General features: G+C 76.2%; 12 protein-coding genes. All 12 read right to left on the bottom strand.

The features are described from left to right. Positions 1-7 precede the first annotated feature (7 nt). The 12 genes from ACFQ8Y_RS16800 to ACFQ8Y_RS16745 all read right to left on the bottom strand — a co-directional run bounded on the left by ACFQ8Y_RS16800 (position 8) and on the right by ACFQ8Y_RS16745 (position 13,310). The gene (locus ACFQ8Y_RS16800) at positions 8-664 is read right to left on the bottom strand and encodes an NUDIX domain-containing protein (RefSeq protein WP_430586206.1); all 657 of its coding nucleotides are present in this window, start codon (positions 662-664) and stop codon (positions 8-10) included. Then, a complete protein-coding gene (locus ACFQ8Y_RS16795) occupies positions 661-2,343 on the bottom strand; it encodes a CTP synthase (RefSeq protein ID WP_430551722.1) in 1,683 nt (560 codons plus the stop codon). Before ACFQ8Y_RS16795 ends, ACFQ8Y_RS16800 begins: the two co-directional genes overlap by 4 nt. A gap of 58 nt (positions 2,344-2,401) precedes the next feature. After that, positions 2,402-4,063 carry a murein biosynthesis integral membrane protein MurJ gene (gene murJ / locus ACFQ8Y_RS16790; protein WP_430586205.1) on the bottom strand — a complete coding sequence of 554 codons (1,662 nt, stop codon included), beginning with the start codon at positions 4,061-4,063 and terminating at the stop codon, positions 2,402-2,404. 4 nt (positions 4,064-4,067) lie between these two features. After that, positions 4,068-4,970, bottom strand: a complete 903-nt coding sequence (locus ACFQ8Y_RS16785; RefSeq protein ID WP_430562978.1) for a hypothetical protein — start codon at positions 4,968-4,970, stop codon at positions 4,068-4,070. Further along, positions 4,970-5,974, bottom strand: a complete 1,005-nt coding sequence (locus ACFQ8Y_RS16780) for a copper transporter (protein WP_430586204.1) — start codon at positions 5,972-5,974, stop codon at positions 4,970-4,972. Before ACFQ8Y_RS16780 ends, ACFQ8Y_RS16785 begins: the two co-directional genes overlap by 1 nt. A 90-nt stretch (positions 5,975-6,064) precedes the next feature. Continuing rightward, the gene (gene steA, locus ACFQ8Y_RS16775) at positions 6,065-7,258 is read right to left on the bottom strand and encodes a putative cytokinetic ring protein SteA (protein ID WP_430586203.1); all 1,194 of its coding nucleotides are present in this window, start codon (positions 7,256-7,258) and stop codon (positions 6,065-6,067) included. Positions 7,259-7,263: 5 nt separating this feature from the next. Then, entirely contained in the window at positions 7,264-9,036 is a 1,773-nt protein-coding gene (gene recN, locus ACFQ8Y_RS16770) for a DNA repair protein RecN (RefSeq protein ID WP_430565142.1), read from the bottom strand. A gap of 1 nt (position 9,037) precedes the next feature. Next, entirely contained in the window at positions 9,038-10,003 is a 966-nt protein-coding gene (locus ACFQ8Y_RS16765) for an NAD kinase (protein WP_430551716.1), read from the bottom strand. Next, on the bottom strand, positions 10,000-10,899 hold the full coding sequence (locus ACFQ8Y_RS16760) for a TlyA family RNA methyltransferase (protein WP_430586202.1): 900 nt from the start codon (positions 10,897-10,899) through the stop codon (positions 10,000-10,002). Before ACFQ8Y_RS16760 ends, ACFQ8Y_RS16765 begins: the two co-directional genes overlap by 4 nt. Positions 10,900-10,904: 5 nt before the next feature. Beyond that, on the bottom strand, positions 10,905-11,201 hold the full coding sequence (locus ACFQ8Y_RS16755) for a hypothetical protein (RefSeq protein ID WP_430586201.1): 297 nt from the start codon (positions 11,199-11,201) through the stop codon (positions 10,905-10,907). A gap of 268 nt (positions 11,202-11,469) precedes the next feature. After that, complete coding sequence (locus ACFQ8Y_RS16750; protein ID WP_430586200.1) at positions 11,470-12,483, bottom strand: HAD-IIA family hydrolase; 1,014 nt, start codon at positions 12,481-12,483, stop codon at positions 11,470-11,472. Further along, entirely contained in the window at positions 12,480-13,310 is an 831-nt protein-coding gene (locus ACFQ8Y_RS16745; protein WP_430586199.1) for a hypothetical protein, read from the bottom strand. Before ACFQ8Y_RS16745 ends, ACFQ8Y_RS16750 begins: the two co-directional genes overlap by 4 nt. Positions 13,311-14,867: the final 1,557 nt, after the last annotated feature.

The following is a 14,867-nucleotide window of genomic DNA, read 5'->3' as shown; positions in this document are numbered from 1 at the left end:
CGGCCGCTCAGGCGCCCCGCCGCGAGGGCCAGGGGGCGTCCGCCGGCCGCAGCGACGCCCACCCGCCCGCACGGCTCGTCGCCGCGGCGAGGACGCCCACCACGGCCGACGGGTTGTGCAGGCTGCCGTCGAGCACCCGGGCGACCGCCTCGTCCAGCGGCACCCACCGGAGCTCGATCTCGGACTCCTCGCCCGTGCGCGTGTGCCGGTCGGCGTCGGGCACCCGGCCGAGGCCGCGGGCGAGGAAGACGCGCACCGCCTCGTCGCTGCTGCCGGGCGACGACGCGAAGTCGGCGAGCACGTGCCACCGCGCCGCGGTGGTGTCGGTCTCCTCCGCGAGCTCGCGGGCGGCCGCCTCCGCCGGGGGCTCGCCGTCGACGTCGAGGAGCCCGGCCGGGACCTCCCACATCCGCGCCCGCACCGGGTGACGGTACTGCCGCAGCAGCAGGACCCGGTCGGCGTCGTCGAGCGCGACGACCGCGACCGCGCCCGGGTGCACCACGTACTCCCGGGTCACCGTGCCCGCGGCGCCGAGGTCGACGTCGTCGCGCACCAGGTCGACGATGCGGCCGTGCTGCAGCACCTCGTGCCGCAGCACCGGCCGCGGGAAAGGCTCGTCCACGACGGACGGGCCGGCCCCCGGTGCGCCGTCGGGCGCCGTCACGCGCCCTGGCGCTCGAGCGCCGCCGCGACCAGCCCGGAGAAGAGCGGGTGCGAGCGGGTCGGGCGCGACTTGAACTCCGGGTGCGCCTGGGTGCTCACGTAGTACGGGTGCACGTCCGCGGGCAGCTCCACGAACTCCACGAGCTGCGCGTCGGGGGACGTGCCCGAGAACACCAGGCCGGCCTCCTCGAGCTGGGCGCGGTACGCGTTGTTGACCTCGTACCGGTGGCGGTGGCGCTCCGACACCCGCTCGCTGCCGTACGCCTTGGCGACGACCGAACCCGCTCCGAGGTGGGCGTCGTACGCCCCGAGGCGCATGGTGCCGCCCAGGTCGCCGTCGCCGCCCACGATCGCCAGCTGCTCGGCCATCGTCGCGATGACGGGGTGCGTGCTGTTCGGGTCGAACTCGGTCGACGAGGCGTCCTCGAGACCGAGCACGTTGCGCGCGTACTCGATGACCATCGACTGCAGGCCCAGGCAGATGCCCAGCGTCGGCACGAGGTTCTCGCGCGCCCAGCGCAGGGCACCGACCTTGCCGTCGATGCCGCGCACGCCGAACCCGCCGGGCACCAGCACCGCGTCGACGCCCTCCAGCGCCTCCTGCGCGCCCTCGGGGGTCTGGCAGTCGTCGGCGGCCACCCACCGGACGCCCACCTTCGCGTCGTTGTCGAAGCCGCCGGCGCGCAGCGCCTCGGTCACCGACAGGTACGCGTCGGGAAGGTCGATGTACTTGCCGACGAGCGCGATCTCGACGTTGTGCTCCGGCTCGTGCACGCGCTCCAGGAGCTGGCTCCAGCCGTCCCAGTCGACGTCGTGGAAGGGCAGGTCGAGGCGGCGCACGACGTAGGCGTCCAGGCCCTCGGCGTGCAGCACGCGCGGGATGTCGTAGATGCTCGGCGCGTCGACCGCGTTGACGACGGCCTCGTTGTCGACGTCGCACATGAGCGCGATCTTGCGCTTGATCGACTCCGGGACCACGCGGTCGGCCCGCAGCACGATCGCGTCGGGCTGGATGCCGATGGAGCGCAGGGCGGCCACCGAGTGCTGGGTCGGCTTGGTCTTCAGCTCGCCCGACGGGCCGATGTACGGCACGAGCGAGACGTGCAGGAAGAAGCAGTCGTCACGGCCGAGCTCGTGCCGCACCTGGCGCGCGGCCTCGAGGAACGGCTGGGACTCGATGTCGCCGACGGTGCCGCCGATCTCGGTGATGATCACGTCGACGTCGGGGCCAGCCTGGTCACGCATGCGCGACTTGATCTCGTCCGTGATGTGCGGGATCACCTGGACGGTGTCGCCGAGGTACTCGCCGCGGCGCTCCTTGGCGATCACGCGGGAGTAGACCTGACCGGTGGTGACGTTCGAGGAGGCCGGCAGCTCCACGTCGAGGAACCGCTCGTAGTGACCGATGTCGAGGTCGGTCTCGGCGCCGTCCTCGGTGACGAAGACCTCGCCGTGCTGGAACGGGTTCATCGTGCCCGGGTCCACGTTGAGGTACGGGTCGAGCTTCTGCATCGTGACCCGCAGGCCCCGCGAGCGCAGCAGGCGCCCGAGCGAGGAGGCGGTGAGTCCCTTGCCGAGAGACGAGGCCACACCGCCCGTCACGAAGATATGCCGCGTCTGGTGCGTGGCACCCGTACGGCTGGAGGAGCGGGGCTGGAGTCTGTTCGCGGTGTCGGCCACGGAACTCCATCCTAACAGCGGGTCGGACGGCGGCACGCGGGCCCCGCGGTGTGTCTGGTCACTCCGCGGGTCGGTCGGCCGGTTCGGCCGGCTCGTCCGACGGCGCGGGGCCGCGGCGCCGCACGATCCCCGTCACGGCGGACCGGTCGGCCAGCAGGAAGCCGCCCACGACGACGACGCCCCCGACCACTGCGGCGAGCACCCCGACGCCCAGCGCCGGGAGGATCGCGGCGTCCGCCGGGAGCAGCGCGCCCGACACCAGCGACCCCGCCCACGCCCCGAGCCCGGTCGCGACGACGAGCACGACGAGGGTCCGTGGGACGCCCCGCAGCGCCTCGCGCCCGGCGTACCGGCCCACGGCCACGAGCAGGCCCGCCCCGGCGACGGTCATGCCCACCGCCGTGGCCAGCCCGAGCTGGGCGAGCACCCCCGCCTGGTCCCGGACGCCCGTCGCGGCGGGCAGCGCGAACGCCGCCACGGCCACGACCAGCCACCCGGCCGCCGTGACGACCACCGCCACCCGTTGGTGGTCGATCGCGTACAGCGCCCGCGACAGGTGCAGGATCAGCGCGAACCCGACGATCCCCGGCGCCATCCACGCGACGGCGTCGCCGAGCCCCGCGACCGACCCGCTCGCGATGCGCGCGAACACCGCCTCCACGGCCTGCGACGCGGCGACCAGCGCGCCAGCGCCCAGCCCGGACACCACGAGCAGCGTGCGGGTGGTCGTGGCGAGCAGCCCCCGGAACCGGTCGTGGCGACCGTGCGCCACGTGCTCGGCGAGGCGCGGGAACGCGCTCGTCGCGAGCGGGAACGCCAGCACGGCGTAGGGCAGCAGGTACACCTGCTGGGCGAACGTGTACGTGGGGAAGGTCTGCGACGGCCCGAACTGCAGGGCCGCGCCCATCACGGCGAGCACGGACAGCTGCTGCGCCACGAGGGCGCCGACGCCCGCCAGCGCGAGGTTGCGGGCGCGGGTACCCTCGCCGCCCGGAAACCGCAGCGTGGGGCGCAGCCGCGTCCCCGTCCGCCGCACCGGCAGCACGAGGGGCAGCGCGAGCACGGCGACGCCCGCCGTCGTGCCCCAGCCCAGCCAGCCGATCGCGGAGGTGGAGATCGCCTCGATGTCGTCCCGGTTCCCGCCCGCCATCGAGACGAACACGAGGTACACGACGATGACGGCGACGCTGGACAGCAGCGGGGCGAACGCCTGCCAGAAGAACCGCTTGTGGGCCTGCAGGATGCCGCCGAGCACCACCGCGAGCCCGTACAGGGGCACCTGGAGCGCGAACGTCCGCACGAACGTGGCGGTGACGTCGACGAGCTCGGGGTGCTTGGCCGCCATGAGCAGCGTCGCGATCGGCCCGGCCAGGATCGCGAGCAGGGCGCCGAGCGGCACGAGGACCGCGAGGGTCCACCCGAGCAGCGCCGAGGCCACCCCGGAGGTCTCCCGTGCGGAGCGCCGCGCGATCGGCCCGGCGAGCAGCGGCACGACGGCGCCCGCGAGGGCGCCGCCCGCGGCCACCTCGAACAGCACGTTCGGCAGCAGGTTGGCCGCGCTGTACGCCGGGCCGACGCCTTCGGTGCCCACCGCCCACGACAGCACCAACGACCGGGCGAACCCGACCAGCCGGCTCGCCACCGTCACGACGGTGATCATGACGGCGGCGCCGGCGAGCGTCTGGGTCGCCGCCCGCAGCCCGCCCGGGCGCGACGTCATGGGTTCACTCCCCCGCGGCGGGTTCCCGCGCCGGGTCCTGCGGCCGGTCCGGCGTCGCCGCCGGGCGGCGACCCCACCCGTCCGCGGCACGCAGCCACGGCGTGCGCTGGATGACGGCGGAGAAGCTCACGCGCTCGGACGCGAGGGTGAGCCCGACGACCGACGCCAGCGCGGCGAGGCGCACCCCGCGCGGGGCGCCGAACGCCCACTGCGCACCGACCAGCGCGCCGAGCGCGTTCGCGCCGCCGTCGCCGAGCATGTCGCGCTCGGCGAGGTCACCCGGCGCCGCGACGGCGGCCGCCCCGAGGACGACGCCGGTCCCCGCGCCGGCCGCGCCGCCCGCCACGGGCAGGCTCAGGGCCGCGGACGCCTTGAGCGCCCGGCCGGGACGCAGGTCGAGGAGGTTGAGCAGGTTGGCCGTCCCGGCCACCAGGGCGCCGTTCACCGCGACGTCCAGCAGGTGACCTGCCGCGCTCCCTCCGGGGCGACGACGGGTGCCGACCGCCGCGCCGGCGAGCGCCGTCGCGCCGATGCCGAGCACCTTGAGCCCGCCCGTCGTGAGGCGCCCCTCGGCGAGCGCGCCCAGGTGGCCGCGGAGGCCCTTGACGCGGGTGCTGGTGTCCTCGGCGAGGTCGTCGACGAGCCCGAACGCGGCCGCACCGGCGGTCGCGAGCGCGGCCCCGGTCCGCGCCCGTCCGCCGCCCGCCGCGAGGGTCCCCGCGACGAGCCCGGCCGCGACGGCCGGGCCCTCGAGCATGCTCACCGGTTCCCCGCGGTGGTTGGTGCGGGTCCAGCGCGCGGCGCCGCCGGGCGGGTCGGTCTCGAGCGCGCGCCGGGCGAGCGCCGTGCCCGCCGCCGCGACGGCCGCGCCGCGCAGCAGCGCGCCGATGCCGGTACCGCCCGCCATCAGCCGTTCCCCTGCGTCTCACCCTGCTCGACCACCGGCGGGAGGACGGACGCGCCCTCCTCGAAGCCGTACTGGTCGACGGCGCCGGCGTCCTGGGCCGCGATCGCGAGCGGCACGACGATCTGCCCCGTCGTCTGCTCCACCCCGCTGACCGTGCTCACCAGATCCCTGAGCCGGTCGTCGGCGCGGATCGTGGCGATCAGGTCCCCGTCCTGCGTCGTCGGCCCGGCGACCACCGAGGTCCCCGCGATCTCCGCGGACGTCCCCGCGAGCGCGGCGAGCGCGCCCATCCCCGTCTGCTCCGGGTCGGCGTCCTGCGTCTGCTCCTCCTCGTCGGCCACCGTGGCGCCGCCCGACAGCAGCAGGATTGCGTCCGCCGGCGCGCTCGGCTCGGCCACCTGCTCCACGAGGCCCACCTGCTCCAGGAGGTGCTGCTGCTCGAGGGCGGCCTCGCTGAACGAGGACGGGCCCGCGCCCGCCGGAGCGGCGTCGGTGAGCGCCACGGTGAGCGACGCCGCGAGCAGCTCGGCCGGGCCGGAGTCCTCGTCGATCACTCCCTCGACCGCCTCGGCGGGCAGCTTCTCGCGCAGCCCGTCCGCGACCGTCTCCCGCATGGTCAGCTCGTCGGCCGACGTCCACGACGCGGCCAGCCGCTCCTGCGCGACGACCGTGCCGTCCGCCGCCTCCAGCTGGTCCAGCATGGCCTTCCGGCTCGCGTCGCTCACCTCGTCCACCTCGACGACGGCGACGTTCATCCCCGCGAGCGACCCGGCGACCAGCTGGTCGCCTGCGGTCTCGATGAAGCGCCGCTGGTCCTGGGCCGTGGTCTGCGCCTGCCCGAGCTCCTCGCGCAGCGTGTTGCGCTCGGTGCGCAGCGCGTCCACCTGCTCGGTGAGCTGGTCCCCGAGCGTGCCCTGGAGCGGGCCGGCACCCAGGATGATGCCCACCGCGAGGGCGAGGAAGACGGAGATCAGCGAGACGAGGTGATACCTGAAGTCGATCACGGTCGGCAGAGGTTCCTTGTCAGGTCGGGGCGGTCAGGTCGGGGCGGTCGGGTCAGGTCGGGCGGGATGCCAGGGGGGCGCGCAGCAGCGTCACCCGCCGAAGAGGCTACCCACCCAGGAGACGAGGTCGTCGATCCGGGCACCGATCAGCCCGAAGAGCGTCTGCCCCGCGGCGGTGGACCACAGCGCCGCGACGACGGCGGCCACGCCCGCCAGGGACAGCAGCGTGAGCTGCAGGTTCGAGATCCGGGTGCGGTACAGCCGGGACACACCCTTGGCGTCGACGAGCTTGCCGCCCACGCGCAGCCGGGTGAGGAAGGTGCTGGCCATGCCCGCCCGCCCCTTGTCGAGGAACTCGACCAGCGTCGCGTGCGTGCCGACCGCGACGATCAGCTCGGCCCCCTTGTCGTCGGCGAGGAGCATGGCGATGTCCTCGCTGGTCCCCGTCGCGGGGAACACCACGGGCTCGACGCCGAGCGCCTGCACGCGGTCCAGCCCGGGCGAGTTGCCGTCGCGGTACGCGTGCACCACGATCTCCGCCCCCGACGACAGCGCACGGTCGGACACCGAGTCCATGTCGCCGACGATCATGTCCGGCTTCCAGCCCGCGTCGATGATCGCGTCGGCACCGCCGTCGACACCGACCAGCACCGGCCGGTTCTCCGTGATGTAGGACCGCAGCATCGCCAGGTCCTCGCGATAGTGGTAGCCGCGCACGACGATCAGCACGTGCCGACCGTCGAACTTCGTCCGCACGTCCGGCACGCCGACGCCGTCGAGCAGGAGGTCCCGCTCGCGACGCAGGTACGTCATCGTGTTCTCGGCGAAGTTCTCGATCTCCTCCGACAGCCCCTCGCGCGCCGCGACCATGTCGGCCGCGACGGTCTCCGAAGACTGGCGCACGCCCTCCGCCACGGTGGTGCCGTCGACGACCACGGTGCCGCCGTCGATCCGCACCGCGGCGCCCTCGGGCAGCGCCATCACGGCGGGGCCCAGGTCGTCGACCAGGGTGATGCCGGCGTCGACGAGGATGCCGGGCCCCGCGTTCGGGTACCGGCCCGACGTCGAGCGGGCGGCGTTGAGCACCGCCGCCGGGCTGACCGCCACCAGCGCGTCCGCCGCGACCCGGTCGATGTCCACGTGGTCGATGACGGCCACGTCACCGGCGTGCAGACGCTTCGTGAGGTCCTTGGTCCGCGATCCGACCCGGGCCGGCCCTGTCACGTCGGTGTTCTCGTCGCCGGCGTCGGGCGCACGCTCGGACTTGCGCAGGATCATTCTCATCGCCCCTATCGTCCCACGGTGGAGGACTCCAGGAGCTCGACCGCGTGCTGACGGGCGGTCGCGGACTCCTCCTGCCCCGAAAGCATCCGCGCCAGCTCGCGGACCCGGGCGTCGTCCGTGACCTCGCGCACGCCCGTCACCGTGATGCCGGCCCCCGGGTCGGCGCCGTCGTCCGCCGCGGCCCCGCCGCCCTCGGGGGTGGACTTCGTCACCACCAGGTGCGAGTCCGCGAACGCGGCCACCTGGGCGAGGTGCGTCACGACGACGACCTGCGTGCTGCGCGCGAGCACCGCCAGGCGCCGCCCCACCTCGACCGCCGCGCGACCGCCGACGCCGGCGTCGACCTCGTCGAAGACGAACGTCGGCAGGGGCGTCGTGGCCCGGCCCGATCCCGCGCCCGCCTCCACGCGCGCGGTGGCGAGCGCCACCTCGACGGCCAGCATCACCCGGGACAGCTCGCCGCCGGACGCGCCCTTGCCCAGCGGGCGGGCGGGGGCACCGGGGTGCGGCTCGAGCAGGAACGCGACCTGGTCGGCGCCCCAGGGCCCGGGCTCGTCGGCGGGCGCGACGTCGACGACGAGCCGCGCACCCTTCATGGCCAGCCCGGACAGCTCCTGCGTCACCGCGTCCGAGAGCGCCTCCGCGGCCTTGCGGCGGCCCGTCGTCAGCCGCTCCGCCGCGCCGGCGAGCTCGGCGTCCAGCTCGGCCGTGCGCTCGCGCATCCCGGCGAGCCGCTCGCCACCGTCGTCGAGGTCGAGCAGGCGCAGCCCGGCGTCGCTCGCCCACCGCAGCACGTCGTCGATGGTCTCGCCGTAGCTCCGGGTGAGCGTCGTGAGCGCGGCGAGCCGCGCGTGCGCGGTCTCGAGGCCCGCCGGGTCCGCCTGCAGGTCGTTCACGTACGACGACAGCTCGGTCGCGACGTCGGCGAGGAGGTACCCCGCCTCGGCGATCCGGGTCGCGTGGCCACCGAGCGTCGGGTCGTCCGGGGCCGCGGCCTCCAGCGCCCGCCGCGCCCGCTCGACCGCCTCCACCGCGCTGCCGGCCGTCTCCACGTCGTCGCCGGCGACGGCGTCGTGCGCCTCCTGGGCCGCGACGCGCAGCTGCTCCGCGTTGCCCAGCCGCCCCACGAGTGCGGTCAGCTCGGCGTCCTCTCCCGGCTGCGGGTCCACGCGCTCCACCTCGGCCAGGCCGAGCCGCAGCAGCTCCGCCTCCCGGGCGCGCTCGGCGGCCCGCGCGGTGAGGTCGTCGATCTCCGCCAGAAGCCCGGCACGCTCGGACCACGCCGCCCGGTAGGTGTCGAGGTCGTCCTGGTGGTCGGGGCCGGCGAAGGTGTCCAGCGCCTCGCGCTGCTTGGCCGCCGTGCGCAGCCGCAGCTGGTCGGCCTGGCCGTGCACGGTCACGAGCTCGTCCGCGATCTCGGCGAGCACGGCCTGCGGCACGCCACGCCCGCCGAGGTGGGCGCGGGAGCGGCCTGCCGCCGCGACCGTGCGGAGCACCACGACGGTCCCGTCGTCGTCGACCTCGCCGCCCGCCTCGTCGACCCGCGCGGCGACGCCCGGGTGCGCGGCGACGCGGAGCCGGCCCTCGACGACGGCGCCGTCCGCGCCGGGTCGGACGGCGGCGGGGTCGGCCTTGCCGCCCATGAGCAGGCCCAGCCCGGTGAGCACCATCGTCTTGCCCGCGCCCGTCTCGCCCGTGATGACGGTCAGCCCGTCGGCCAGGGGCACCCGGGCGGCGCGGATCACGCCCAGGTTCTCGATCGCGATCTCCTCGAGCACCTCACGCCTCCTTGTCGTGCTCGTCGAGCTTCTCGTCGTCGCCCGGCCCGGGCGCCGGCGCCCGATGGTCCGGGCGCTGGGCCGCCAGCTCGCGCCAGCCGACGACCGGCAGCGAGAACTTGGACACCAGCCGGTCGGTGAACGGCGCGGGCGAGAGCCGCGCGAACCGCAGCGGCAGCGCGCCCCGCCGCACCTCCACCCACGACCCGACCGGCAGGTCGATGCGTCGCCGGCCGTCGCAGGTCAGCACCGCCGGGACCGGGCTGCGCTCGAGCACCTTGACCGTGTACGTCGAGCGGGGGCCGATCACCAGGGGGCGCGCGAACAGCGCGTGCGCCGACAGCGGGACCAGCAGCACGCCGTCCACCTCGGGCCACATCACCGGCCCGCCCGCCGAGAACGCGTGCGCCGTCGAGCCGGTCGCCGTGGACATCACCACGCCGTCGCAGCCGAACGACGAGAGCGGGCGACCGTCGACGGCGATGCCGACCTCGACCATGCGCTCGCGCCGCGCCTTCTCCACGGTCGCCTCGTTGAGCGCCCACCCGGTCCGGGGGGTCTCCTCCCCCGGCAGGTGCACGGCGACGTCGACGACGGCGCGCTCCTCGACCTCGTAGTCGCGGGCGGCCAGCCGCCGCACCGCGTGGCGCAGGTCGTCGCGCTCGCTCTCGGCGAGGAAGCCGACGTGCCCCAGGTTGACCCCCAGGAGCGGGACCCCGGTGCCGTGCGTCAGCTCGGCGGCACGCAGGATGGTGCCGTCGCCGCCGAGCACCATGACGGCCTCGGAGTCCGTGACGCCCTCCCGGGCGCGCGCCGCGGCCATGTGGTCGCCGAACGACTCGGCGAGGTCGTCGTCGTGCAGGGCGACCTCGAAGCCCGCCTCGGTGAGCTCGCGCACGGCCTCGGACAGCGCCGCCACGGCCTCCGGGCGGCCCCCGTGGGTGACGATGAGGACTCGGCGGCTCACTGTGCTCCTCCGATGGGCAGGACGGGCGGGACGGACGACGGCGCGTCGGGGGCGCCCGGCTGCCAGGCGACGGCGGCCGCCACGGCGCGCTCGGCCGTGTCGGCGGCCGTCGCCGCAGCCTGGCCGTCGGGGCGGAACCAGCAGAAGTACTCGCGGTTGCCGCTGGGCCCCGGCAGCGGGCTCGGCACCACCGCGCACGCGCGCAGGCCGTAACCCGCCGCGGCCCGCACGACGGCGAGCACCGCCTCGGCGTGCAGGGCCGGGTCGCGGACGACGCCACCGCTGCCGAGCCGCTCGCGGCCGACCTCGAACTGCGGCTTGACCAGCAGCAGGGCGTGCCCCTCCGGGGAGAGCACGGCGGCGAGCGGGCCCAGCACGAGCGCGAGGGAGATGAAGGACAGGTCGCCCACCACGACGTCGGGGGCGCGCTCCAGGTCGGACGGCGTGAGGTCGCGCAGGTTGAACCCCTCGACGACCGTGACCCGGGGGTCGGCCCGCAGCGACGGCACGAGCTGGTCGTGCCCGACGTCGAGGGCCACCACGTGCCGCGCGCCCCGGCGCAGCAGCACGTCCGTGAAACCGCCGGTCGACGCGCCGACGTCCAGGCACCATCCGCCGTCGACCGCCCGCAGCAGCTCCTGCCCGGCGGGGTCGTCCGCGAGCGCGTCGAGCGCCCCGGCCAGCTTGCCGCCGGCGCGCGACGCGTACGCCTGGTCCTCGGGGTCCGGGAGCACCGTGACGGACGCGCCGTCGGGCACGGGCGCGGAGGGTTTCGTGACCACGCGGTCGCCCAGCCGTACCCGGCCCGCGTCGATCAGCTCGACCGCCTGCCGGCGCGACCGGGCCAGGCCGCGGCGGACGAGCTCCGCGTCCATCCGGACGTCCGTGCGTGCCACCGCCGTCAACGCCGTGGCCCTGCCGCCGGGCCGTCGTCCTGCCCGGCGTCCGGTGCGCCGTCGAGCCGTGCGCGCAGCGCGTCGTGCACCGCGGCGAACCGCTCCACGTGCTCGGCGACGGGGAGGTCGTCCAGGCCCTCTAGCTCGTCGACACCGGTCCGCGGGCCGGTATCGGCGCCAGGGGCGCGGGGAGACCGAGGTGTCGGCCGGGCCGCGGCGGGAGCTTCGGCAGCGGGTCCGGTGGCGCGGTCGGCCGTCGGGTCGGCGGGCACGGCTCCGGTCGTCGGCTGGTCCTGCGTCATGGTCCCTCCCTGCCGCTCGCGGTCGTGGTCTCGTCGCCGGCACCCGGGCGGGTGCGCGCGGACCGCCGGTCCGAGGGGCGGCTGGTCGCGCGGGCTGTGCCGCCGTCCGAGGTCCGGGTCCACGCTACCTGCTGGCGCGGGCGTCGAGCGCACGACGCACAGCCCGCGACCAGGTCCGTCGCGACCGTTCCCGAGATGTCCTCCGCCGCCGTGCCCACCGGGCGGCGGCACGACGGCGGGGCGTGCCCCGGGCCCCGCGACCGTGCGGTCAGGCGCGCAGCTCCGGAACGGTCGACGCCGCCGCCGGAGCACCTCGGTCCGCGGCGTCCCACGCGGCCGCGCAGGCCGCGCGGACGACGTCGATCCCGTGCGGGCCGCGGCGATCGAGCTCCAACGCCCCGTCCACCACCCGTGCCGCGCGGCCCTCGCACGTCCACCAGCCGTCGGTGGATCGCTCCGGGAGGGGGTGCGGCTCGAGCAGGGCGCGCAGGTCGGCGCCGACGAAGTCCGGGCGCTGGCCGGGCTCCGCCAGCACGGCGTCCCGCGCCGTGGACACACCCGTCAGCACGTGCAGGCCGGGAAAGCCGCCGGCGCGGGCACCCGCGAGGTCGGTGTCGAGGCGGTCCCCGATCACCAGCGGGCGTTCCGCACCCGCCCGGTCGACCGCCAGGCGGTACATCGTGGGTGACGGCTTGCCCGCGCTGTCCGGCTCGACCCCGGTGGCGGCCACGACCGCCCCGACGAGCGCCCCGTTGCCGGGAGCGAAGCCCCGCGCCGTCGGGAGCGACAGGTCGAGGTTGCTCGCCACGTGCCAGGCACCGCCGGCGACCGCATAGGCCGCCTCGGCGAGGTCGCTCCAGGCCAGGCCCGTCGCGTAGCCCTGGGCGACGGCGTCGGGGGCGTCGTCGGCGGAGTCGACGACCGTCAGGCCCGCTCCGGCGACCGCCGTCCTCAGGCCCGCCCCGCCGACGACGAGCACGCGGGCGCCGGGCTCCAGTCGCGTGCGCAGCAGCGCCGCGCACGCCTGGGCCGCCGTCATGACCTCGTCCGCGTCGGTCGGGATGTCCAGCCCGGTGAGCTGGCCTGCCACCTCCTCGGGCTCGCGCGACGCGTTGTTCGTCACGAAGACCAGCTGCAGCCCTGCGGCCCGTGCCGCCGTCAGGCTCTCGGCCGCGTGCGGGATGGGCAGGTGACCCTTGTAGGCGACACCGTCGAGGTCGACCAAGGCCAGGTCGTGCGCCGCTGCGAGGGGGCCCGTGCTGCCCGACAGGGACGCCGTCATGCCTGGCCCGCGTCCGTCCCGGGCTCCTTCGCCTGCTCCGTCCGGTCGGTGTCGGACCCGGGGACGTCGGACCCCGCAGCGTCCTCGGCCTCAGCCCTCTCGCCGTCGTCGTCCACGCCGACGGCAACCGCGTCGTCCGCGTCGCCGGGGTCCGCGGCCGCGTCGTCCGCGTCGACGGCATCCTCGTCGTACGTGTCGTAGACGACGACGTCGTCGGACTCCTCCGGCACGCCGGAGGCGCGCGCGAGCTCGGCCGGGTCGACCCCCGCCAAGAGCTGTGCCGCCTCCTCCTCGCGGCCTGCCGCTTCCAGGGCTGCCGCGCGGGCCTGGAGCACCCGGAGCCCGAGGTCGCCGCGCCGCTCGGCAGCGGGGATCCGGTCGAGCACGGCGAGCGCGGCGTCGTGCTCCCCGAGGTCGCTGCGTGCTCCGCTCGCGACGATGGCGAGCTCGGTGCGCCCCTCGGCGTCGAGCGTGCGCGCCTCCTCGCTCGAGGCGAGGGCGAGCGCGCGCTCGGGGCGCCCGAGGCCGCGCTCCGCGTCCGCCATCAACGGGAGGTGCTCGGAGGAGCCGTTGAGACGTCGCACCGTGCGAAGCTCCCGCAGCGCCTCGGCGAAGCGCCCGGTCCGGTACGCCGCGATGCCCGCAGCCTCCCGGACGACGTCCACCCGGCCGCCGCGGCGCACCGCTGCCTGCGTGTGCTCGTACGCGCGCTCGGGGTCGACCTCGAGGAGCCGCCCCGCCATCACGAGGTGCAGGCCGATGCGCTCGGCGTTCTCCTTGGTCAGCCCGCGCAGGCGGCCGCGGACGTCGCGGCTGAGCTGACCCATCGACGCGTCGTCGGCGATCTCCGGCTCCACGACGCGGGGGCGCCGCTCCGCACCTGCCGCGGGCCGTGCGGGTCGTCCCGCACCCGCCGCGCGCCCCTGGCCGTCCGAGCGGCCGCGCCCTCCACCGTCCGGTCGTCCGCCGGAGCGGTAGTCCGGACGTCCGCTGCCGTCCCGGTCCCCGCGCGCGGGGCGACGGTCGTCGTCGCGGTCGCGACGCGGGCCGCGAAGGCGGTCGTCCCGGGTGTCGCGGGTGTCGCGGGTGCGGCCGTACCCCGAGTCCGGACGGCGTCCGGTGCGCTCGCCCGAGCCATGCGCGTCGCGAGCCTCGCGCTCATCGGGCCGGCGCCCCTGGCGCGCCCGGTCCTCACCGGCACCGCGAGCGTCGTGCCCGCCCGGCCGACGTGCCGTACGGGGACGCTCCTCGCGGGCGGTGTCCCGGTCCCGAGAGTCTCGCCTGTCCGTACGGTTCGCGGCCCCGCCGCGGTCCTCCCGTCGGCCGTAGCCGTCGCGGCTCTGGTCGCGGCCCCGGCCGGGGCGGTCGTCGCGCCACTCCCGCGCACCGCCGTCACGGCGGTCGCGCGAGCCCCGGGCGTCGCCCGACCCACGGCCGTCCTCCGGCCGCCGTCCGGTGCGCTCCCGGTCGCCGCGCGAGGGGCCGTCGGCACGCCCCCGGCGCTCCGCACCACCCGCGCGGTTCTCCCGGTACTCGCGTCCACGACCGCCGGGCGCCCCCTGCCCGTCGCGGGAGGAGCCACCACCCGCCGGCCGTGCCCCGCCCTGGCGCGCGCCCGGACCACCCGCGCGCTGCGGGCGATCGCCACGGCCCGACGCCCCTGACGACGAGGACGAGCCGCGACCACCGTCGCGAGCTCGATCGCGTGAGCCGTCACGGGACGACGATGCGCGACCCCCCGCACCGCCCCTGTTTCCGTCCCGCTCTGAATCGCTCACGATCTTCCTTTCCGACGCCGACACGAGCGGTATTCTCCCACGCCACGCTGCTCGAAGAGCGAGTGCACGGCCCTCACCGGATGTGACGGCAGGCACGGACACGGCACCCCCTCGGGCACCCGCTCAGGCGCGATCGCGTGCCCTGTCGATCCCCGCGCACCGCGCGGTCTTCCCCGCGATCCCATGCCACCACGCCACACCCTCACCCGCCACGGACCCGACCAGCAAACCTCGTCCCGGATGCCGCCGCGCGCCGTGCAGGCGGCCAGTGAGGCGCGGACGCGACGGACACGGAGTAGTGGGGTCGGTGGTCTTCAAGGTGCCGCCGCCGCCGCCCGTGCCCGACCATCGGGGCAGGCCGCCGGCCCACGCCAGGGCCGACACGGGAACACCGACGGCGCGGGAGCGGGCATCGCCCGGTCCGTCGAGGAGCGGTAGGCACGCCGCGAGGCGGACCGTCAGAACCCCGTGGCCGTCAGGGTGTGGGAGATCCTCGGGCTGCCGGGTTGGGTGTTCGGGGGTATGCGAAAGGCCCACCCCGGTGTGGGGTGGGCCTTTCGTGAATGGGTGTCCGGCGGCGTCCTACTCTCCCACCCCCTCGCGAGG

It is taken from the genome of Isoptericola sp. NPDC056605, assembly GCF_042792795.1.
Taxonomy (GTDB): Bacteria; Actinomycetota; Actinomycetes; order Actinomycetales; family Cellulomonadaceae; genus Isoptericola.
Note: the sequence above shows the minus strand (reverse complement) of the source record. Positions and strands in the feature narration are given on the sequence as shown.

Bases quoted from the DNA above. Each gene is read 5' to 3' on its own strand.
- murJ (WP_430586205.1), bottom strand. From the start codon at position 4,063: ATGACGTCGCGCCCGGGCGGGCTGCGGGCGGCGACCCAGACGCTCGCC.
- ACFQ8Y_RS16785 (WP_430562978.1), bottom strand. From the start codon at position 4,970: ATGGCGGGCGGTACCGGCATCGGCGCGCTGCTGCGCGGCGCGGCCGTC.
- steA (WP_430586203.1), bottom strand. From the start codon at position 7,258: ATGAGAATGATCCTGCGCAAGTCCGAGCGTGCGCCCGACGCCGGCGAC.
- ACFQ8Y_RS16755 (WP_430586201.1), bottom strand. From the start codon at position 11,201: ATGACGCAGGACCAGCCGACGACCGGAGCCGTGCCCGCCGACCCGACG.
- ACFQ8Y_RS16750 (WP_430586200.1), bottom strand. From the start codon at position 12,483: ATGACGGCGTCCCTGTCGGGCAGCACGGGCCCCCTCGCAGCGGCGCAC.
- ACFQ8Y_RS16745 (WP_430586199.1), bottom strand. From the start codon at position 13,310: ATGGGTCAGCTCAGCCGCGACGTCCGCGGCCGCCTGCGCGGGCTGACC.